This is a genomic window from Streptomyces lusitanus (genome assembly GCF_042647945.1).
Taxonomy (GTDB): Bacteria; Actinomycetota; Actinomycetes; order Streptomycetales; family Streptomycetaceae; genus Streptomyces; species Streptomyces pseudogriseolus.
Genome location: NZ_JBHRWL010000018.1, coordinates 27,519 through 46,899, shown reverse-complemented (window position 1 = coordinate 46,899; position 19,381 = coordinate 27,519). Strand labels below are relative to the sequence as shown.

General features: G+C 63.9%; 17 protein-coding genes. 5 read left to right on the top strand and 12 right to left on the bottom strand.

Features of this window, described 5'->3' with window-relative positions; all coding sequences use genetic code 11:
- Positions 1-148: 148 nt before the first annotated feature.
- The 7 genes from ACFOSY_RS24395 to ACFOSY_RS24365 form a co-directional block, all read right to left on the bottom strand.
- Complete coding sequence (locus ACFOSY_RS24395; RefSeq protein WP_394310503.1) at positions 149-1,765, bottom strand: hypothetical protein; 1,617 nt, start codon at positions 1,763-1,765, stop codon at positions 149-151.
- A gap of 192 nt (positions 1,766-1,957) precedes the next feature.
- Positions 1,958-2,815 (bottom strand): hypothetical protein, encoded by an 858-nt coding sequence (locus ACFOSY_RS24390; RefSeq protein ID WP_394310501.1) that lies wholly within the window; start codon positions 2,813-2,815, stop codon positions 1,958-1,960.
- Between the two features lie 430 nt (positions 2,816-3,245).
- Positions 3,246-6,389 (bottom strand): type I restriction endonuclease subunit R, encoded by a 3,144-nt coding sequence (locus tag ACFOSY_RS24385; RefSeq protein WP_394310499.1) that lies wholly within the window; start codon positions 6,387-6,389, stop codon positions 3,246-3,248.
- Entirely contained in the window at positions 6,389-7,597 is a 1,209-nt protein-coding gene (locus tag ACFOSY_RS24380; RefSeq protein WP_394310497.1) for a restriction endonuclease subunit S, read from the bottom strand. Before ACFOSY_RS24380 ends, ACFOSY_RS24385 begins: the two co-directional genes overlap by 1 nt.
- A complete protein-coding gene (locus ACFOSY_RS24375) occupies positions 7,594-9,339 on the bottom strand; it encodes an N-6 DNA methylase (protein ID WP_394310494.1) in 1,746 nt (581 codons plus the stop codon). The genes ACFOSY_RS24380 and ACFOSY_RS24375 overlap by 4 nt, the downstream gene beginning before the upstream one ends.
- 539 nt (positions 9,340-9,878) lie before the next feature.
- A complete protein-coding gene (locus ACFOSY_RS24370; protein ID WP_394310491.1) occupies positions 9,879-10,352 on the bottom strand; it encodes a YxiG-like protein in 474 nt (157 codons plus the stop codon).
- Positions 10,353-10,504: 152 nt separating this feature from the next.
- Positions 10,505-11,005 carry a YfbM family protein gene (locus ACFOSY_RS24365; RefSeq protein ID WP_394310488.1) on the bottom strand — a complete coding sequence of 167 codons (501 nt, stop codon included), beginning with the start codon at positions 11,003-11,005 and terminating at the stop codon, positions 10,505-10,507.
- 610 nt (positions 11,006-11,615) lie between these two features.
- Here ACFOSY_RS24365 and ACFOSY_RS24360 point away from each other — a divergent pair.
- Positions 11,616-12,248, top strand: a complete 633-nt coding sequence (locus ACFOSY_RS24360; RefSeq protein WP_394310486.1) for a hypothetical protein — start codon at positions 11,616-11,618, stop codon at positions 12,246-12,248.
- Positions 12,249-12,638: 390 nt separating this feature from the next.
- Here ACFOSY_RS24360 and ACFOSY_RS24355 read toward each other — a convergent pair whose 3' ends face one another.
- From ACFOSY_RS24355 to ACFOSY_RS24345, 3 genes are all read right to left on the bottom strand, one after another.
- Entirely contained in the window at positions 12,639-13,106 is a 468-nt protein-coding gene (locus tag ACFOSY_RS24355; RefSeq protein WP_394310484.1) for a type II toxin-antitoxin system VapC family toxin, read from the bottom strand.
- Positions 13,096-13,365: a type II toxin-antitoxin system Phd/YefM family antitoxin gene (locus tag ACFOSY_RS24350; RefSeq protein WP_394310482.1), complete on the bottom strand. Its 270-nt coding sequence runs from the start codon at positions 13,363-13,365 to the stop codon at positions 13,096-13,098. Before ACFOSY_RS24350 ends, ACFOSY_RS24355 begins: the two co-directional genes overlap by 11 nt.
- 260 nt (positions 13,366-13,625) lie before the next feature.
- Positions 13,626-14,075 (bottom strand): ATP-binding protein, encoded by a 450-nt coding sequence (locus ACFOSY_RS24345; RefSeq protein WP_394310480.1) that lies wholly within the window; start codon positions 14,073-14,075, stop codon positions 13,626-13,628.
- Between the two features lie 237 nt (positions 14,076-14,312).
- Here ACFOSY_RS24345 and ACFOSY_RS24340 point away from each other — a divergent pair, with 237 nt between their 5' ends.
- The 4 genes from ACFOSY_RS24340 to ACFOSY_RS24325 all read left to right on the top strand — a co-directional run bounded on the left by ACFOSY_RS24340 (position 14,313) and on the right by ACFOSY_RS24325 (position 17,447).
- Positions 14,313-15,068 carry a GntR family transcriptional regulator gene (locus ACFOSY_RS24340; protein WP_394310477.1) on the top strand — a complete coding sequence of 252 codons (756 nt, stop codon included), beginning with the start codon at positions 14,313-14,315 and terminating at the stop codon, positions 15,066-15,068.
- Between the two features lie 775 nt (positions 15,069-15,843).
- On the top strand, positions 15,844-16,410 hold the full coding sequence (locus tag ACFOSY_RS24335; protein WP_394310474.1) for a Uma2 family endonuclease: 567 nt from the start codon (positions 15,844-15,846) through the stop codon (positions 16,408-16,410).
- Between the two features lie 207 nt (positions 16,411-16,617).
- On the top strand, positions 16,618-17,118 hold the full coding sequence (locus ACFOSY_RS24330) for a DUF6232 family protein (protein ID WP_394310472.1): 501 nt from the start codon (positions 16,618-16,620) through the stop codon (positions 17,116-17,118).
- The gene (locus ACFOSY_RS24325; RefSeq protein WP_394310468.1) at positions 17,115-17,447 is read left to right on the top strand and encodes a hypothetical protein; all 333 of its coding nucleotides are present in this window, start codon (positions 17,115-17,117) and stop codon (positions 17,445-17,447) included. Before ACFOSY_RS24330 ends, ACFOSY_RS24325 begins: the two co-directional genes overlap by 4 nt.
- An 86-nt stretch (positions 17,448-17,533) precedes the next feature.
- Here ACFOSY_RS24325 and ACFOSY_RS24320 read toward each other — a convergent pair whose 3' ends face one another.
- Together ACFOSY_RS24320 and ACFOSY_RS24315 are read right to left on the bottom strand one after the other, a co-directional pair.
- Entirely contained in the window at positions 17,534-18,205 is a 672-nt protein-coding gene (locus ACFOSY_RS24320; protein WP_394310466.1) for an enoyl-CoA hydratase-related protein, read from the bottom strand.
- Positions 18,206-18,294: 89 nt separating this feature from the next.
- Positions 18,295-18,645: a hypothetical protein gene (locus ACFOSY_RS24315; RefSeq protein WP_394310464.1), complete on the bottom strand. Its 351-nt coding sequence runs from the start codon at positions 18,643-18,645 to the stop codon at positions 18,295-18,297.
- Positions 18,646-19,381: the final 736 nt, after the last annotated feature.

The following is a 19,381-nucleotide window of genomic DNA, read 5'->3' as shown; positions in this document are numbered from 1 at the left end:
CCATCCCCAGGTTCCGGCCTCCGGCGAGCTCCAACCTTCGTTGATCAGAAAGCAGACTCTCACTTATCCCCCAACAACTGATTCCAACAGAACGCTCCGATCTGCCTGCCGCCGGGGCTTCAGGCCATTCAGACCAAACGCGCACGACTCACTGTTCGCTCGGCATCGCGAAAATGCCCAGCTTGTCAACGAGTTCGGTCGCCCTCACAAGCAAGTCTGAGAACGCTTGAGCGAGGCCCTTCTCGTCAAGGGAGAAGTGCTCGGCAGCTCGCTGATAGTCCCTCCCCTTAACGTGAGCCGGCCCGCTGCGTAGACCGTTGAGATTACGCAGCAGCGTGATGAGTTCCTGCCGGTCGGGAAACCCAATCTCATCTAGGTATTTCTGAAACTTCGTAATACCCTTGTCGTTCTGCTCGACCGTGATGTGCTTGGCGATCTCGCGTTCGTTCAACCGCTCGACGAGAACCTTCGACAGCGACATGACCTGGTCGTCGAACTCCCGCTGGTTCTCGCTCGCAGGTACGTGCAGGGTCGCCCAGTAGTGTTCATCCTCCGGCTTGAGCGGCTTGAACAGATCCCAGCCAAAGCGCTCACGCCAGCCGTCACGGAAACGCCCGTACGAGGCTTTGAAGGCAAGCGCTGGTTCGTCGGCAGCAGCCCATTCACCCAAGATGGCGCGCCGGTACGCAACCTCGCTCACGCCTCCTTCAGGCACGACATTGAAGCTCTTCCAGTAGAGCTGTTCCTTGTGAGACAGCTTCCCGAGGTCGCCCAGGTAGACGACCACGTAGTCCCGGTGATTGTTGTCGAGGCGCAAGCCCCAGTACCCACCACAGTAAAGGTGACTGTCTTCAACCTGGTACTTCGCCGGGTCGCTGTAGTACTTGGCCATGACGGCCTTGTTGAAGAAGACGGGCGTCAAGTAGTGAGGCGAACCAGCATTCTTGCCGAAGTAGTTTGCCAACTCTTCCTCGTCACAGGTGTAGAGGATGTTATTCCCCTCCTCGTCCACCCCAATGACAAACTCCTCGTACTGCTGGTCGCTACGGTCCCTAACCCATGAAGGGAGCGGGTTCCCGGAACCGTTGACAACCTTCTTTCCCGTGATACGAGCCATGGTGCGGCGGGCAGGATCGGTGATGCCGGGGAGCATGTCTACCCACCGGATGTACCGATAGTTCGCCTTCTGCTCGTCCACGTTCTGCTTTTCAATCCCAAGCTCGTCCAGCGTCTTCGAGGACCAACGGTCGAACTCGAAGAAGAGCAGCATCACAATGCCGCGGGCCGCCAGATATTCCTTGAGGTACTTCGCCCGAACCTGAACCTTCTGCGGCGCCATACGGACAACTTCTACATCGTCACCGTTGTCGTCCAGGGCGATAAAGACACCCTTCTTCCGGTCCTCGTAGAGGTTGTGGAAGTGTCGGAATTCTTCGGACAGCTCAAGATAGGACGGCTTCAGGCCGTGGAAATCGCGGTCAATAACGAACGGCTCAACCCCATCGTCACCGCCGAAGCGGTGGTACTCATGCCGACCGTCACCATAGAACGAGAAGCCGGGCATCCCGTGACCGATAAGCAGATCCCACGAGGTGTTGGCAAGGCATCTTTCCAGAACCTCAGGACGAGCGAGCGCGCAGTAGTAACTTACGTCCTCGCGTTCACCCTTTGTGAACTCGTAGACGGTGATCCATGGCTCTGCGCCGAGCTTGTTGGCGACATACTCTAGATGGTCAGGAAACTCAAGAGGGGATTGTTCATTCATGTGCGCATTTTACCCTAACTCTGCATATCCGGAAAATAACTTTCCGCAGCTCTGCTGACCAGCCCCGTATTTCGCAGCTAATCCTTGGGCTCGGCGGGGCACTTTGATTCAGTAGCGCAAAAAACCGCTAAACCGGCGCGGGGTTGGCCGGCCCCGTCTACGAGTCCGGCGACTGCACGCTCCTCCTCCGCATCAGCTCTGCCACCCGTGCAGCAGTCCACCGACCATCAGGAGAGTGGAGTACGCCTCAGCCTTGGTCGTCTCGGCCGTTTCCGGATGAGCCCCCAGGTCACACATGAACTTGAGCGCACGCCGCACCTGCTCGGCACGCGGCGAGTAGCCGATCTTGGTCTTGTTGGCTTCCCTGCGGAGTGTCTTAAACGCAGCTTCCACGTCGGCCGCTTCATCCTCTTCGTCAACTGCTTTCCCGACGAGCGCCGCAAGCGACTGACGGAGCGCTTCTACCGTCAAACGCCACTCCTGCTTGAGGTACTGCTTCTCGGCGTTGCGGTAGAAGTCGAGAGCCAACTTGTACTCAGCCGACCGGTGGGCGTCCGGTGCGTCCAGCTCGATCAGGAGCAGGCGACGGTACTGCATCTGCTCAAGGACCGCCGCCCAGTCGCTTTGGGTGAGCTCGCACTCGACATTCCCCACCCCGATGCGTTCGAGGTTGCCATCAGTCATGGCGGTACCGGTGAGCTGCAACCGGAACTTCATCCCGCTCGTGCGATGCTCCTCGATGACCTGGAGCTGTCGATGGTCGATGTCGGCCACCAGGACGAAGTTCGTCGTAGCGGCCAGGCTGTGCAGGGTGACCGGTGAGTCCTCGACCACAAGCCGTCTCACATACCCACTCGACGTTCCAAGTCCCTCTGCAAACAACCCGCCCTCGAACCACAGCGGCTTCTGAGCTGCCGCTTCATCTCGACAAGATGCTTCGACGTGGAACCGAAGCTGCATCACGCCGAGCCCGCTGGCGCCCTGCACCTTCTTTAGATCGAGCCGCACTGCGTTGTTCGCCCAGCCGATGTTGACCCATGCCTCGTTCATGATCGTCCTCTCGCGTTGGTGGAGACGAATATTCCAGGATCGGGACAAGGTGGAAGTAGATCAACTGAGTTGCCACGATGTACGCGCTACCCAAGCACCCCATAGACGCCTTGACCAGCCCACGCCGACCACGGCCGCTTAATCCGAGTAACCTAGCCGCACCGGGCGTGGGAGCCGTGCGGTAGGGGCTGCCGTGGATCGGAATTCGCTGCGGAAGCTCGTGGAGGAGCAACTCCTTCGGGTTGAGGGCAACGCCTTCCGGGACTGCATGGATCGGCTCGGCGTGGCGCTGTACCCCGGCGACTACCAACCGGTGCGAGCCTCATAGGTCTCCCGCGCCGTGCGGACCCTGCGCGACGCGGGCCTGGTGCGCTCCACCCGAGATTCAGCTGGACGGTCTGCTGGGGGCGCGACATGCATACTGCCGTATCTAAGAATCCACCTGCTGATCGACCGCTGCTTCGTAGAAGGCATCCGCGAGGGCGACGATGATCGAGTTGATGGCCGGCCCGTCGGTGAAGAAGTAGTCAGCCATCGTGTTGTGGGCGTCCTGGTTGTCTGCGACCGCCTCCGTAACGGCTGCTTGGAAGTCTGGTGACTCCACGAACTGCTTCTTGGAGTTCACCTTGGTCTGGTTGATCAGGTTCGGGTCTGCGAGCAACCGCTGGACGAGGCCCTGCACGAACTCCCTGATCTGGGACTCAGCGAACGATTCGGCGCCGAAGAGGTCGTTCATCTTGTCTATGACGACCTGGAGCGCGACGTACTTCGGATCCTTCTTCATTCCCGTGCCGGCTGCGCTGATGCCTTTCAGCTGCCCGTCGCCCACGAGCGAGATGTTGACCGGGATTGCCTTGTTGTGCTTCACCCCGACCAGTACCACGTCGGAGAGGTCGACGTCGGCCGCCCAGGCGGACTCGGCGATGACCTTCTCCAGCAGGCGCAGGAAGATCGAGAGCATCTCCATGTAGGGGTCGCCGTAGTCGACGATCTGGGACATGAAGTCGTAGAGACGTACGTAGGTGGAGACATCCTTGCGAAATAGGTCGAGCGCCTGGAGCGTGACCTTGTCCTCCTCCTCGATCGCCCGCCCGTAGCGGCGCCGGAAGCCGTGCTGCGCCGGGCTGATCGCCGCCGAGAGCGCATTGTTGCCCTTCCGGGTCACCCACAGCTCGGCGACCTTGCGAACGTCGTCCTCGGTGTAGATTCCGGCCTGCGCAAGCTTGTTAGCCAGGTGGACAACGACGTACGGATCGGTCTCGGTCTCCAGGGTCGCGTTCTTGAAGTACGGCTCGAAGGCTGCCTTGATGTCCTCGGGCTTGTTGGCGAAGTCGATGACGAACGTCTTGCGCTTCTGCTCCCCACCAGCGGTGCGATGGGTGCGGTTGAGCCGCGAGAGCGTCTGCACCGCGGTGACCCCTGACAGCTTCTTGTCTATGTACATCGCCGAGAGTAAGGGCTGGTCGAAGCCGGTCTGGAACTTGTTGGCGACCAGCATGATCTTGTACGTCTCGCCCTTGAATGCGGCTGCCAGATCAGCCCCGGCGCCGGGGTTCATGTTGGCCTCGGTGAACTCGTCATCCTTCGACGGCTGCGGGCCCCAATCGCTGTGCCAGGTCTCGGCCTCGACCATCGTCACCCCGGCAGAGAAGGCGACTAGGGTGCGGTAGTTGTACGAGGCGTCCTCGGCCCGGCGCCTGGCGATGTAGGCGTCGATGGCCAGTTTGTACTTCACCGCGGATTTGCGCGAGTCGGTCACCACCATCGCCTTCGCCTTGCCTTCGAGGAGGTAGGCGACGTTGGCATGGAAGTGCTCGACGACGATCTGCACCTTCTCGCTGATGTTCGTCGGGTGCAGCTGAACCCACCGCATCAGACCCTTGCGGGCGGCGGCCTCCTCGACCTCTCCCCCGTCACCGCTCTCGGCCCTGCCGGCGATCTTCAACGCGGTGTCGTAGGACTGATAGCCCTTGAGCACGTCGAGAATGTAGCCCTCCTCGATTGCCTGCTTCATCGAGTACAAGTGGAACTCTCGCGGCTTGCCGTCGGGCCCCTTGCGGCCGAACAGTTCGAGGGTCTTGTTCTTCGGCGTCGCGGTGAACGCGAAGTAGGAGATGTTCTCCGACTCGGCCCGCTCGGTCATCTCCGAGGCCAGCACCGACTCCACATCGATCTCTCCACCCTCCTCGATCACCTTCACCTCCTCAGCGGTCAGCACCTGCTTCAGCTTCGAGGAGATCTGACCCGACTGGGAGGAATGCGCCTCATCGGCAATGACAGCGAATCGCTTGCCCTTCAGGCCAGCGTCGGTCCGAATCTCGTCCAGCGCATGCGGGAAGGTCTGCACCGTCACCGCGATGATCAGCTCACCGTTCTTCAACGCCTGCGCCAACAGACCCGACTTGGACTTCGCGCCAGCCTTACGTACGTCCTCGGGGCTGATAGTCGCGACGATCTTGCCGGTGCCGTCGATCTGCCGGATCGCATCTTGCAGCTGGGAGTCAAGCACTGTGCGGTCCACGACCACGATGACCGAGTCGAAGACCTTCCGGTCATCGACATGCAGCCGCGCCAGCCTGTGAGCCGTCCAAGCGATGGTGTTCGTCTTCCCCGAGCCTGCCGAGTGCTCAATCAGGTACCGCTGCCCGACACCCTCCTCTTTCACCGCCTCGACGATGCTCGTGACGGCCTCCCACTGGTGGAACCGCGGGAAGAGCATGCTCGTACGCCGCACCGGCGTGCCGGTGGTGACGTCCCACTCTTCCTTGGTCTGCACGATCATCAGCCGCCCGATGATGTTCAGCCAGGTGTGTTTTTCCCAGACGCGTTCCCACAGGTACGCCGTCGACGACCGTCCGTCCGCGCCGGGCGGGTTGCCGGCACCGCTGTCGAAGCCGATGTTGAACGGCAGGAAGTGGGTCTTCTCCCCCTCCAGCCTGGTGGTCATCGCCGCGAGGTCGTTCGAGACCGCGAAGTGGACCAGAGCGCGGTGTCCGAAGGACAGCAGCGGCTCGGGCCGCCCCTTAGTCAGTGGGTTGCGGTCCTGCTTGTACTGGTTGATCGCCTCATCCAGCGACTGGGTGAAGTCGGTCTTCAACTCCACCGTGGCCACCGGAAGACCGTTGATGAAGAACACCAGATCGAGGATGCGCTGGTCAGCAGTCGAGAAGTGCACCTGCCGCACCACCCTCACCCGCATCGCCTCGTAGTGCGCCGTGGTGGTCGCGTTGAGCGAGGTCTCGGGGCGGAACTGCGCCATCTTCAGCCGGCCGCCACCGATGTACTGCACCCCGTTGCGCAGGATGTTCAGTGTGCCCCCACCATGCTCCAGCGGCCTGTCCAGCGCCGCGGTCAGCACGTCGAGGAACCTCGCCTGCGAGCCCGCCGCCTTCAATGCCTTCTCGTACGCCGGCTTTTGCGTCTCCTGCAGCCACGCGTACAGGTCATTCGGGAACAGCGCCCGCTCCCTGTCGTACTCCCCGCCGTCACGGTCGTTCTCCGAGTACAGCCAACCGTGAGCCTCGAGGTACTTACAGATCTCCGTCTCGAAGACCACCTCGTTGTGATCGGCCATCACGCCCCCTCGCGTACGTCAATCTGCCCCGTCACCGCCGCCGTGATCAACGCCGACCGACGCTCCTTGGAGAGCTCGATGAAGCGCTCGGTCTCCTCGATGAGCGTGTCGATCTTTGCGGTCTGCTCATCGAGGGATGCAGCGATGTTTCGCTGTTCGTTGATGGGCGCGACTGGCACACGAAGTCCCCTGATGTCATCGAGCGCCAGCTGCATCTTCGCCCCGCCTGCAGCACCCTCCTTGAGCTGATCTTGGCCCGTGGTGGTCAGCATGAACCACCCAATGAACCTGGAATCCACGTGCTCTGACTCCAAACGGCAGAGAGCCACATGCTGGCTAACGTACGCACCGACCCAGTCGCCCCCAACCACGGCGACCGATCCCAAGTAGGCGGTGATGGAGAAGAGCAGATCTCCTGCCTCCAGCATCGTTCGCGAGCCCTCAGTCACATTCGCTGGCAGGTCGACGAACTGGACGTCACCTCGAAGGTCGAGGCTGGCTCGCGGCAAGTTCCCGATGCGGACGAATCGCTCGCCCGCATCCGCGTAGTAATCGGCCCACCCGCGGGAGCCACTCGTCAGGAATCTGACGTATCGGCGCAATTGCACGCAAGGCTCACCAAGCGCCGAAAAGGCCACATCGATGATGGCTTGGCGTCGCTCGCGGAGCATCTCGATCAACCGCTGCTGCTCCTCGATGAGCGTGTCGATGCGGGCCGTCTCGCGGTCGAGGTAGTAGGCGATGGCTCGCTGTTCGTCGGCCGGGGGCAATACAAGAGGAATGCGGGCGAAGGTGCTCCAGTTACGGAAGTCAACGCTGCGCTCGCGGACGTTCGGCGCCTGGGTGGCGAGGAACCCGGAGGTACCAAGGTGGCGTAGCAGGCGGGCAAGGTAAGCGGGATCGTCGCCCACCACAGGTTCGCAGACGTGGTAGACGGGTGAACCGTTGCCATGACTGTCCGAGACGCCGACGGCGCCAGCAAAACCGTCGAGGGCGTGGAAGACCAGGTCGCCGGGGCGGATCTCCTGATAACCGTTCTCGCTATCAGAAAAGGTGTAGCCGTCCTCACGGCGGTTCGAACGCAGAGTGACTGTGCCATCCCGATAGGCGGTGATAACACCGAGCCCCGACCGAGCAGGTCGGTCCAGCAGGCGCAATACTCGCCGCACCGTTGTCTCACGCCAGTCTGGCGGCGGGGTAGTGATCACTGCTCCACCTCGTGGAGGAGATCAAGGATCTTGGCAACCTGCTTCTCCAGATCGGCGTCGATCTCGGCGAGCGGGCGGGGTGGTACGTACTTGTAGAAGTGGCGGGTGAAGGGGATCTCGTAGCCGGTCTTGGTCTTGGACCAGTCGATCCAAGCGTCAGGAACGTGCGGCTTCACCTCCGTGTCGAAGTACGTCTGGATGACCTCGCGTTTTCCTGTCGCACCGGCGGTTGAGCCACCGTAGGTGAAGGGCACATTTTCGGTGTCACGCTTTTTCGAGTCGGGCTTCGGGTTGCCCTTGCGGTCGACGACAGGGTTCCCGTCCTCATCGAGCAGGGGACGCTCGACGGTGATGGTCCAGTAGCCGAACTCGTCGTTGCGCAGCACCTTGGAGTGGTCGGGGTCGGCGTCCTCGAAGTCGGCGTACAGCCGCACGACCTCGGCGCGGTCATCGTCGCTGATCTCGCGTCCCTTGGCCCCGAGGTTCTTGCGCATCTTGGTCCAGAACGACGTGCCGTCGATGAGCTGGACCTTGCCCTGACGGTCTGAGTGCTTGGTGTTGTCGAGGATCCAGATGTAGGTGGCAATGCCAGTGTTGAAGAACATGTTGGTCGGCAGCGCGACGATCGCCTCGACCAGGTCGTTCTCCAGCAGCCACCTGCGGATGTTGGAGGGGCCGGATTCGGCAGCGCCGTTGAAGAGCGGCGAGCCGTTCATGATGATGCCGACGCGGCCACCACCGTCCTCGGGGGCACGCATCTTGTGGGCCAAGTGGAGCAGGAAGAGCATTTGGCCGTCCGAGGTCGCGGGGAGTCCCGGCGCGAATCGGCCGTAGGGGCCGGCGGAGTCACGCTCCGCCTTGACTGCCTTGGCGTACTGCTTCCAGTCCACCCCGTAGGGCGGGTTAGACATGCAAAAGTCGAACTGGCGGCCCTTGAAGGCGTCGTCAGTGAGCGTGTTTCCGAAGGCGATGTTGGTCGCGTAGTGCCCCTTTGCGAGCAGGTCGGACTTGCAGATGGCGTATGACTGCGGGTTGTACTCCTGGCCGTACAGGCTGAGCTTCGCCTCGGGCTTCTGGGCCAGCAGGTGCTCCTCTGCCAGGGAGAGCATGCCGCCGGTGCCGGCGGTGGGGTCGTACAGCGTCCGGACGATGCTGCCCCCGGAGGGGGCGACGTCCTTCTCAGCGAAGAGCAGGTCAACCAGCAGCCGGATCGCGTCGCGCGGCGTGTAGTGGTCTCCGGAGGTCTCGTTCGCGGCCTCGTTGAACTTGCGGATGATGTACTCGAACGCATCCCCCATGTCGGCGTTGGACACCACTTTGGGATGCAGGTCGACGGCGCCGAAGGACTTGACGATCTCGCGCAGGAGTCCAGCCTTCTCCAGGGCCAGGATCTCCTTCTTGAAGTCAAAATACTCGAACACGTCCACATCGGCTGAGAACCGGTCAATGTAGTCAGCGAGGTTGTCCGCCAGTCCATCCGCATCGGCCAGCAGGTTCGCGAATTCGTAGTTGGAGGTGTTGTAGAACGTCCGCCCCGTGGCCTTCTTGACCTCGACCTTGAGCCGGTTCGGGTTCTCGTACCTCGCAGCCAGCTCTCGTACCGCCGCACGGTCCGGCTCAAGTACGCAATCGAGCCGTCTCAGGATCGTGAACGGAAGAATCACAGTCCCGTACTGGTTGGGGCGGTAGGGCCCCCGAAGCTGGTCAGCGATCGACCAGATGAAGCTACCGAGCGTACTCACAAGGTTCCTCACGAGAATCGTCTAGCAGTGACGATCACTTTGCCAAAGGGAGCAGCCAGCATCCCATGGTTCAGCTAAGAGGCCTCCTCGACGTGCTCATGCCAATCCGCACGGGCGCTTGCACATGTTGCCGGAGCGGCAACTCCGCAGGGCACTGGAAGGCCGCAAGAACGAACCGGGCCCCGCAGACTCCACTACGAAGAGATGGAGATGCGCCAGCACGACACCGAGGTACCTCAGGTGCGTGAGCGATGCGTGAGCGGACTGCCCGATACAGGGCCGCATGAGCCGGACCAAGTGGCTCGCCGTGCGGTTCTGAACAGGGGAAACAGCATCGCACGGCAGCGCCAGGCACCCCCCGGCAAGGATTCGATCCCACTCCTAAAGCGGGTGTCGCAGGTTCGAATCCTGCCGGGGGCACAGCGAGAAGGGCCAGCTCAGGAGGGGTTTCCTCCCGGGCCGGCCCTTCGTCGTGTCCGGGGTCGTGCCACACGCGTGCCACTACGCCCGTTCGGCGTCGGAGGGGGAAGGGATGCCCGCTACTCCGCGACGAAAGGCGCATACCCGACCGCCACCTCACTGACCTGCAAGTCCGAGAAGAGCAGCGTGAGACGGTGCGCGTTGGTCTCGATGCGAACCTCATGGAAGTCGATCCCAACAGCTTGCGCCCAACGGCGGGTCGCTTCCGACCGCGGGAGGACCTTCGCACCTGGGTACAGGGAGTGCCACTTCACGCCCCAGACATATCCGTCGAGGTCGACGCCGGTCTCATGGTCGATGAGGCGGTCGTCCAAAGAGACACGCCAGGTCTCCGGCAGCACGGACGATTCGCACCGGGCCTCGACGCAGTACCGGAAGAGATACCGCAGATACGCCGGCTCGACACCGGTGCGGGGATCCGCCGTCACGTAGACGATGACCTCGTAGTCGCGCGTGTAGCTGGTGTATCCGTGGTGGACGACGGCGTGGTCGAAGATCTCGTCCAACATCTGTTCAAGCACCGCGGCGTCCATGCGACCGTTTCTATCCCACGCGATCAGCCCCTGACAGCCGGATATCTACCGGTGCCAGGGGCTGAGGACTACACAAGGATCGCTCGAACACGTGTTAGCCGGGAGCTTCCTCTCCCCCACCAGTCCCGAGGTCTCACCGCTGTCGTGGCCCGTCAGTCCAGCCAGACGAGCATCGCGTCGTCCGCCCTGGCAGCAGACTCAAAGAACTGTGTGAGGCCGTCGTACCAGGGGCGCCCCCACTCCAGGGAGCCGGGCTCAGTCCATCCCAGGGGATACACCTTGGCGCGGGTCAGTTCAGCAGGATCCACGCCACTAATTAGCTGGGCGTAGCTGGTAGCCCGCAGAGCTTCCGCCGCGAGCCGGACCCGCTCAGGCCGCAGGTACCTCGGAGGCCCGTACCCCCAGTCCTCATCCTCGGCGAACGGCTCCTCACCGTGGATCACGTTCACGGGGAACTCGGCACGCGCCAGCAGGAAGCGGAGCATGTCCCAGGTCTTGTACGTGGTGAAGTGGCGTGCTTCGGCCGGCGCAGGCTCCGTCTCCTCCTCGGCGTCCTGGGCCTCTTCGACTAAGTCCAGAGCCCAGACGGGGTCTTGGATCGCTCGATCAAGCTCAGCTGCCGTGACACGCAGGTACTCACCGATCACGCTCATGGCCGGAGACTAAGCGAGGCCACTGACAACGGTCGCCGGACGGGCCGTCTCAGTTTCCGTCTCATTCAGCCCCGTTCATCGGCGTTCAGCCGAGACCCGGAGCCGATCCCAGCCCGGTGCCGAACCGCCAATGAACGCTGGTGAACGCCCCTGCACATAGCCCACCGACCCCCCAACACAGTTGGAAAGCGTGTTGGCGACAGAGTCACGCATGCACGGGATCCATGGACAGTTGAGCACGTCTGTGGCTTGGCGCCCTAGAAACACGCCAAATCACAGAAGGGGGCTTGGTAAGGTCAAGCATGACCCTGGTAGGTGAGTTGTCCCTTCTGCGCCAATCGATCGACCCATACTCTGGGAATCCCGCAAGGAGCATCACTCCGCAAACACGTGGTCGCGTCTTTGAAGAATGGCTGAGGCGGCTCCTGCGTTCTTCCACCCAGCATCCAAGGGCTAATTATCGCCCACAGGGCGAAGAGATTGACGGCTCCTTTGGTCTCGACGGGCGGATCTACCTACTTGAGGCCAAGTGGCATGGAAGCCCCCTCCCCGCCTCCTCAATCTACCAGTTCAGGGGAAAAGTAGATGGAAAGCTCGTAGGAACCGTTGCGTGTTCGTTTCAATGTCGGACTACAGTACCGAGGCGGTAGAAGCCGTCCGGATTGGGAAAGTCCTTAACGTTATCCTGTTCGGTCCAGACGACATAGAAGTCGCTGCAGAAGTCGGATTCGCTGAGGTTCTCCGATTCAAGCTACGTGCAGCTACTGAGGAGGGTGAGATTTACATGCCCTACGTCGCGACTCGGGCCTTGAGCCATCTAACGATCCTGGTAGAGGGGAAGCTGGACCAGGAAATTACCCATGCACTCCTCCACAGGGCGCTTAGCGGGGCTCCAGGAAGCCGTCCATACTCGGTAGTTCCTACCATGGGCAGGAGGGGAATACCGAGCATTGCAGCAGTTCTTTCACTGGGGGAAGGTGATGAGATTGCCGCACTAGTCGAAACCGACGGTATGAGCCCGAAGGATTCTCAAGAGTTCCTCCAAAGACTCGAAGACAACTCCCTAGTTCATCCCATTATGGTGGATCCTGGCGTCGAGCGGTGGGTGGGAATGAGTAGGTTCGACGCAAAGCGTAAACGTCAGGAACTGTATAGGAGAATCGAACGCATCGATACTCATGAGCTCATCCGGAATGATTCTTCGTTTGCTCAGCTTATTAGACTCCTTACGCAAAAAACGTGAGCGCTACGGGCCGCGCTCCTCGAACGAAAGATTTGCACAGCCGCTACGGCGGTTGACCACCGGGCAACGGCGGAGCCGGCCAGGTTCCGAGCCCTCTGCTCGCCGCGTGCCACAGTCGTGCCAGATGCAGGGGTCAGCCGCGGTTGATAGTGGCGATTGGCAGGCAGCACCGTGCCGACTGGCTTGGCCAAGGTATCCGCAGGTCACCTGCCTTGACACCCGACCTCTCTCCTAAAGCAGGTGTCGCAGGTTCGAATCCTGCCGGGGGCACACGACACAGGGCCGGTTCGAGGGGCTTGATCCCTCGAACCGGCCCTGCTGCGTGATCACATCCGTGCCGCACGCGAACCATGAAGTCCGGTGTGCCCCCACCGCACCCGTGCCCTGCCGTCAGCCTTCGTGGGGCACCCTCGGGCGGGTGACCGGCACGACGGTAAGGAGGTCGTCCAGCCCTAGGAAGTCGTCGGGGTTGGTGGTGAAGAGCGGAAGGTTCTCCGCCACGGCGATGGCAGCGATCATCAGGTCGGCCACCCGGCGGCGTGGCTTGCGACCGGCGCTGATCACCGCGGCACAGATACGCCCGTAGATGCGGGCTGCTTCGACGTCGAAAGGGATGGGGTCGAACTCGTTCTCGGCCCGTTGCAGGATGTCGAGCCTGCGGGCGCGTTCGGCGTGTTCGTCGTAGCTGCTCTGTTCGTCATTGCGACGGACCTCGTGCGGACCGGCGGACAACTCGGCCAGGGTGATGGCGGTGATCGCCATTTCGTCCGGCAACTCCTCGGGGGCCACCCAGCGGCGCAGAATCATGATGTTGGTGTCGAGGAGGCCCTGCCGATGCGTCGAGCGGTCAGCGGCCATAGGGATCGTCCGAGTAGGTGTCGGCCGTGGCGTCCTGATCGGCGCGGAACCTGTCGAGGTCGATACCGGGGGCACTCCTGGACATCGCGGCGAACTCCTGGCGAGAGACGAACCGACGGCGTCGACGCAGCGGGACGAGCTGGCCGATCGGATGTCCGTCGCGTGTGACGGTGAACGACTGACCGCCCTGTATGGCATCCATGATCTCTCGGGACCGGCTGCGTAGATCCCGTTGGGTGATTTCGGGCTGAACGCTCATACCGACCAACGTAGCACCCGGTGCTACCTGGTGCCACATGGCGGCCGACGGCGTGCGCCGGCACACCTTCGGCCGTGGCGGCCGGGTACCACCTTCGCTGAGCGATCCGGCCAGAGCTACGGATGAGAAAGCATCTGACATCCACGGCTGACATCAACGACGTCGGACGTGGACACACGCCGGCGACTCCCGCCAGCCGTCGCACCGATTGACGGCGACAGTCGAACCGCGCGCGGATCGAACCCCTGAGGCTTCCCCTCTCACGCGGGGCGGCATCGCGGCCACGCGTCAGCCAGCTCGAAGGAAACGACCGTTCCGCCGAAGCGGCTCGGTCCGGAGGACCAGGACGCGGCGATGGAGTCGACCAGGAGCAGCCCACGTCCGTGAGCGTCATCGGCGTCCGGTCGCCTGAGTCGCACGCTCGCGGGAAATCCCGGGTTGTGCACCTCCACGCGCAGTGACGATCCCTTCCGTGACCACTCGACCCGGACGACCCATTCCTCGTCGGACTGGCCGTAGAGGATCGCGTTGGTCACCAGCTCCGAGATCAGCAGAACGCAGTCATCCACCGAACAGGCAGGGTTGTACGGGGCAATGAGCTTCCGGAACCAGCGCCGCGCCCGGGAGACGGACTCCGGCGTCGGGTCCAGGACCATCGACCCGAGTCTCGGCGATTCGTCACAGGGATCGTGGTCGATCACAAAGGCCATCAGCAGTCTCTCCTCGCTGTTGGAAGGGAGGCCACCCGCGGACCGCATGGGGACACCCTTCACGCAGACAGAGGCCAGTACGACCTCTCTAGACATCCCGACCATCCCGACACCTCTCTAGAGATGTCAAGGATTACGAGTGGGGACCGCCGGAACGAGGGACCGGACGGCTACACGCAGCAAGCCCGCGCCTTACCTATGGCCTAAGGTGTCTAGAGAAGCGAGGAGGGTTCCGGAATGGCTGCTACCGATGACCGTCGGCCCAAGTACCAGCGGATCGCAGACTCTTTGCGCGAGGCGATCCGGTCGGGCGAGTACGGTCCCGGTGATCGGCTCCCGGGAGAGAACGACCTCATGGCCGCGCACGGCGTGGCCCGCATGACGGCCAGGCAGGCCATCGGCGTCCTGCGGGACGAGGGCATCGCCGAGGCCCGGAAGGGGGCCGGCGTGTTCGTCCGGGACTTCCGCCCGCTCCGCCGTCGCGGCATCCAGCGACTGGCCCGCGACCAGTGGGGCAACGGCCGCTCGATCTGGTCGACGGACATCGAGTCCAGGGCGCTGGAGGTCGACCAGGTCTCCGTTTCCGAGGAGACAGCTCCCGCACACATCAGTGCGGTGATGGACCTGGCTGCCGAAGCCGTCATGTGTGTGAGGCGCCGGCGCTTCGTCGTGGACAACAAGCCGGTTCTGCTCGCAACGAGCTACCTGCCCCTGTCCCTGGTAGCCGGCTCCGCCATCACCCAGGAGGACACCGGACCGGGCGGCACTTACGCCCGACTCTCCGAACTCGGGCACGCGCCGGTGCACTTCCGGGAAGAGATCCGCTCACGCATGCCGTCGCCGGACGAGCTGACGCAGCTGAGCCTGGCCCCGGGTACCCCGGTCATCCTCATCTGCCGCACCGCGTTCACCGAAGAAGGCCACCCCGTCGAGGTCAACGAGATGATCCTGGACGCCGCCTCCTATGTCCTGGAGTACGACTTCGACGCGTAGGCGTGTTCTCGTCACCCGCCGCTCCACCTGTCCAGTTGGAGAAGCGTGCGCCGTAACCCATCAGGTGAGGGTGCCGGATAGCCAGGTGCACCAGACATGTCTGGTGTTCGGTATCTCGGGACGGTCGAGCAGCCACAGCACGTAGCCGGCGTGGCGCTGTGCCGCGGGGTTTCCCGAGTGCTGTGCCCTGTGGAGCCTGTCGCGCAGTTCGTCCCCGTCCACGGCTCGGGCCACACGGACGTATTCACGGTCCTTGCAGGGGCAACCGCGGCCACGTGCTGCTTCGCCCGTGGGCGTACGTACTCCCGCTCCACAGCGCTCCTGGAAAGCAGCGGCCGCACGCCCGGCGGTAAGCCCGCATCCGGGCTTCGAACCGCAGCCTGGGGAATGGGCCTTCGTGCAACCAGGCATGCGCGGCCTCGACGTAGGCTCCGTTGAAGGAGCCGTTGAAGTGCCTCGGCGTCCCGTACCTCGGCCAAGTCGATGACCAGCGAGCCGGGGGCCGTGGGTTCCGCCTCGTTTGTTCCGTCTCTTTCGTCCGTCATCACGGCCTGGGTCTCCTAGTGGGTGCCGACCGTCGACGAACCTGTTGTTGTCGCTGGTCACGTACGGCTCGTCGTCGGCGAGACGCAGTCGCGTGCACGGCTGCTTGAGCCGCTTCATGGTACTGATCAGATTCACATCGGTCTCGTGCCACACGTCCTGGCCGGGTGGCGGAAGACCGTACGCCCAACCCAGCGGATTGGCTCGCCACACGGTGTCCGGGAGGTGCCTCATGACGGCTGAGGCGGTGGTCCCCGCGTGGATGCGTGAGCACATCACGGCGGAGGAGTACGAGGCCTGGTCCGAGGCGCAGTGCGCCGGCATCGAGATCGTGGACGGGATGATCGTCATCAGTCCGAGTGTGCCCGTGCGGCACAGGCGGCTGGCCCGGCTTCTTGCGAACGCACTGGACGCCGCAGCCGGCCCCGACTGGAACGCCGACACGGACTTCGACGTCCGACTGCAGGACGTCCCCCTCACCAATCGCCGCCCGGACGTCGTCGTCTACCGCGCGGACACGATCGACGTCACCCCGACCCGTCCTGAGCACGTGCTGCTGGTAGCGGAGGTGGTTTCGCCAGGCTCGGAGACCACCGACCGGATCGTGAAGGTCGACCAGTACGCCAAGGCAGGCATCGGTTTCTACTGGCGGATCGAGCAAGCTGCGACAGGCGTTCCGCTCGTGTACACCTACGCCCTCGACCCCGCGACGCGGACCTACCGGGACGGTGACGTGTTCCCCGGCGTTCTCGAGGTGGCGGCCCCTTTCCCTGTGAAGATCGACCTCGGCCAGATGTGAGCCCCCCACCCCGCACGGGTGCGCGAATTCGGTCGTTTGTTTTCGCTCCTGCACTTGCATGGCGATACGCGCCCCGACGTGACCGCTTTTGAATAGATAGAGCGGCATATATCAGAACCAGGCGAAAAATCAGAAATCCCCGCACATGTCCACATCCCCTTCGCTACTCTTCACACCTCAGTGTCCAGAAGGTGACAGGAGGGTCCTGTGGCGGCCCAAGTAACCATCAATGAGGGCGTTTTGTGGGTGGGGGGCGAGGCCTATCCCCTGCGGAACATCTCTCACGTCGGCCAGCGCATGATAGAGGTCGACAAGGGCGCGGCGTGGAAGGAATTTCTCGTCCGTACCCTTGTCTGGTTGTTCTTCGGCGGCATTTTCGCCGCCCTCGTGGACGTCGTGGGCGTCATTCTTTTCCTCGGCGTCCAGGCCTTCCTGGTGTGGAAGCTGGTCCAGGCATTGCAGAAGCCGCCGGTGTACGGACTCGTCCTCAACACCTCCGGTACGCAGCGTGAGGCCATCTGGTCCACCCGGCAGGAGGAGATCCACCAGCTGATCCACGAGATCACGAAGGCGATCGGCAACCCCGAGATCGCCCAGATGATCATCAACGTGGAGCACGCGGTGGGCGGCGACCTCATCAAGCAGTACGGCTCGGGCAGCATCGGCAAGGCACAGCACAGCGGCAGCGGGGGCATCCAGGCGTCATGAGCGGGGACCACATCCAGCAGTACGGGGCGGGCAGCATCGGCAAGGCCGAGCACACCGGATCCGGGGACATCGTGGCCGGCGGCAAGAACGTCGGCGTGGCCGAGGCAGGGCCGGCGCTCCAGGCTCTGCTCGCCGAAATCGAGCGGCTCCGACCGCACTTGGACGCGGCGGACCGGGCCGAGGTGGACGCCGCCGCCGGCGCCATCGCCGAGGAGACCTCCGCGGAACGCCGGCGCACCCTCGTGCAGCGCATCTCCGGCATCGCCGCCCTGGTCGGCGAGGTCGGCCTGCCCGTCGTCGCGGCCGGGAAGGCTCTGCTCTCCGGTTGAGGGCGCGCCCACAGTCAGTCCGCCCGCGGCATCGGCAGGCGTGAGGGTCCCGGGCCGGTACGGTCCGGGACCCTCCGTACGACGCCTCAGCCCAGCGGGTTCGTCCTGTCCCTCAAGGCCGTCAAGACCTCCGCGTACAGGCGGGACTTGATCGTGCCCAGCGTGTTGCCCGCCTTGCCGGTCAGGGACTCGGCCAGAGACAGGGCCGTGGAGCGGACCTCCGTCTCCGGGACCGCGCGGTCCACGATCGACGCCGCCGCCGCGTCCACACCCCCGTACCGCCGCGCCGTCGTCATCGCCTCGTGCGCCGTCTGCGGAGTCAGGCGGGCGCGGATCAGCGCCGACATGCCCGGGGTGAACGGGATGTCGATGTCCGCCTCCGGCAGGCACCAGTAGCCGCGGTCGGCGCGCATCACGCGGAAGTCGTGGGCCAGGGACAGCATCGCCCCGGCCGCGAACGTGTGGCCCTGGAGCGCGGCCACCGTCGTCACCGGCAGCGACAGCAGCCGCGCGAACAGCTCGTGCACGGAGATCACGTAGTCGTGGTAGGCGTCCGCGTTGGCGAACAGCCACTCCAGGTCCAGGCCGTTGGACCAGAACTTGCCCGTCGCCGCCGTCACCAGGGCGCGCGGGCCCTCCGCCTTCTCCACCTCGTCGAGCGCCGCCCCGACCGCGGTGATCCAGTCGGGGTGGAAGCGGTTCTCGCCGTCTCCCAGATCGAGGACGAAGACGTTCTCGTGGCGGTCCAGCGTGGGCATGGCGGCGCTCCGTTCACCTGTGGCCTACTGGTCGGTAACTTAAGGGGCCGGGGCAGGGAACGCAAGACACCGCCGAACGCCGGCCCACGTCACGAGTAGCTGAAGTCCCCCACCGTCCACGCGCTGACGTCCTCGATCGCCACCCGGTACATGCCGCCCGTCTCCGGGACGCCGACCGTGCCCTGGATGATCCGCGCGACGTGGAAGTGGAGGTGGGTGGGCGGGCCTTCCCGCTTCACCGGGGCGTCGAAGACGGCGGCGAACTCGCCGAGCCGGTCCGAGTCCTTCAGTACCTCCGCGACCCTCTTCCGCCACACGGATTCGGGAGCCAGCCGGCCGGTGATGACGGCACCACCGGTGACCACGGTCAGAGACATCTGACTGCTCTGTCCCGCTTCCACGCGGGTTGCGATGTCTACGATCAGCTCGTCGGGCTTCATGGCCCGGATTCTATGCGGGGGCGCCCGGCGGCACTCCCCCCGCTGTCCGGGACACGGCCGCCGCACGCCTCTGACCTGCTGGGACAAGGTGACGGTTGTCCGGGACAGGCTTTCCCCGTTGATCCCGGCCGGCGCGGTCGGCAAAGTCGTCGTTGCGGGGGGCACGGGCCGTGGCGAGGGGGAGACCGCGGCCCGGCACCCCGCGCAGGGTCGACGCGCACACGGCTGCGGGGCCCCGGCATGCGGGTCGTGCATGCGAATCAGGCATGCGGGTCGTGCATGGCGGGTTTCCCCGTTGTTCAGCGTGCAACGACCGCAGCAAGATGGCACGCATGGGGAACCTGCGTGAGTTGTCTCCGTACGCGGCCGAGGATGCCGCCGGTTTCGTCGAGTCGATGAGGCGGCTCAAAGAGCTGTCGGGGATGACCTTTCGCGAACTGGAGGAGCAGGCCGGCCGGAACGGGGACGTGCTGGCGCGCAGCACCCTGGCCGACGTTCTCCGGCGCGACCGCCTGCCCCGGCCCGATGTCCTGGCCGCCTTCGTGCGCGCCTGCGGGGACGGACAGCGGGTCGGGGACTGGCTGGACGCCAGGGAGCGGATCGCGGAAGGGGGCGGACGGGCCGGCGACACGCCTGAGCCGGCTCCGGCCGCGTCCGCGTCCCCTCCCGCGTCCTCTCCCCCGCCGCGCGACGAACACGAGGAGGTGAGTGCGGTGGGGCAGGACGGCGAGGACGC

Coding starts and splice junctions, on each gene's coding strand:
- ACFOSY_RS24345 (WP_394310480.1), bottom strand. CDS start 14,075: ATGGCCTTTGTGATCGACCACGATCCCTGTGACGAATCGCCGAGACTC.
- ACFOSY_RS24385 (WP_394310499.1), bottom strand. CDS start 6,389: ATGGCCGATCACAACGAGGTGGTCTTCGAGACGGAGATCTGTAAGTAC.
- ACFOSY_RS24315 (WP_394310464.1), bottom strand. CDS start 18,645: ATGAAGCCCGACGAGCTGATCGTAGACATCGCAACCCGCGTGGAAGCG.
- ACFOSY_RS24350 (WP_394310482.1), bottom strand. CDS start 13,365: ATGAGCGTTCAGCCCGAAATCACCCAACGGGATCTACGCAGCCGGTCC.
- ACFOSY_RS24370 (WP_394310491.1), bottom strand. CDS start 10,352: ATGGACGCCGCGGTGCTTGAACAGATGTTGGACGAGATCTTCGACCAC.
- ACFOSY_RS24395 (WP_394310503.1), bottom strand. CDS start 1,765: ATGAATGAACAATCCCCTCTTGAGTTTCCTGACCATCTAGAGTATGTC.
- ACFOSY_RS24355 (WP_394310484.1), bottom strand. CDS start 13,106: ATGGCCGCTGACCGCTCGACGCATCGGCAGGGCCTCCTCGACACCAAC.
- ACFOSY_RS24335 (WP_394310474.1), top strand. CDS start 15,844: ATGACGGCTGAGGCGGTGGTCCCCGCGTGGATGCGTGAGCACATCACG.
- ACFOSY_RS24340 (WP_394310477.1), top strand. CDS start 14,313: ATGGCTGCTACCGATGACCGTCGGCCCAAGTACCAGCGGATCGCAGAC.
- ACFOSY_RS24365 (WP_394310488.1), bottom strand. CDS start 11,005: ATGAGCGTGATCGGTGAGTACCTGCGTGTCACGGCAGCTGAGCTTGAT.
- ACFOSY_RS24320 (WP_394310466.1), bottom strand. CDS start 18,205: ATGCCCACGCTGGACCGCCACGAGAACGTCTTCGTCCTCGATCTGGGA.
- ACFOSY_RS24390 (WP_394310501.1), bottom strand. CDS start 2,815: ATGAACGAGGCATGGGTCAACATCGGCTGGGCGAACAACGCAGTGCGG.
- ACFOSY_RS24325 (WP_394310468.1), top strand. CDS start 17,115: ATGAGCGGGGACCACATCCAGCAGTACGGGGCGGGCAGCATCGGCAAG.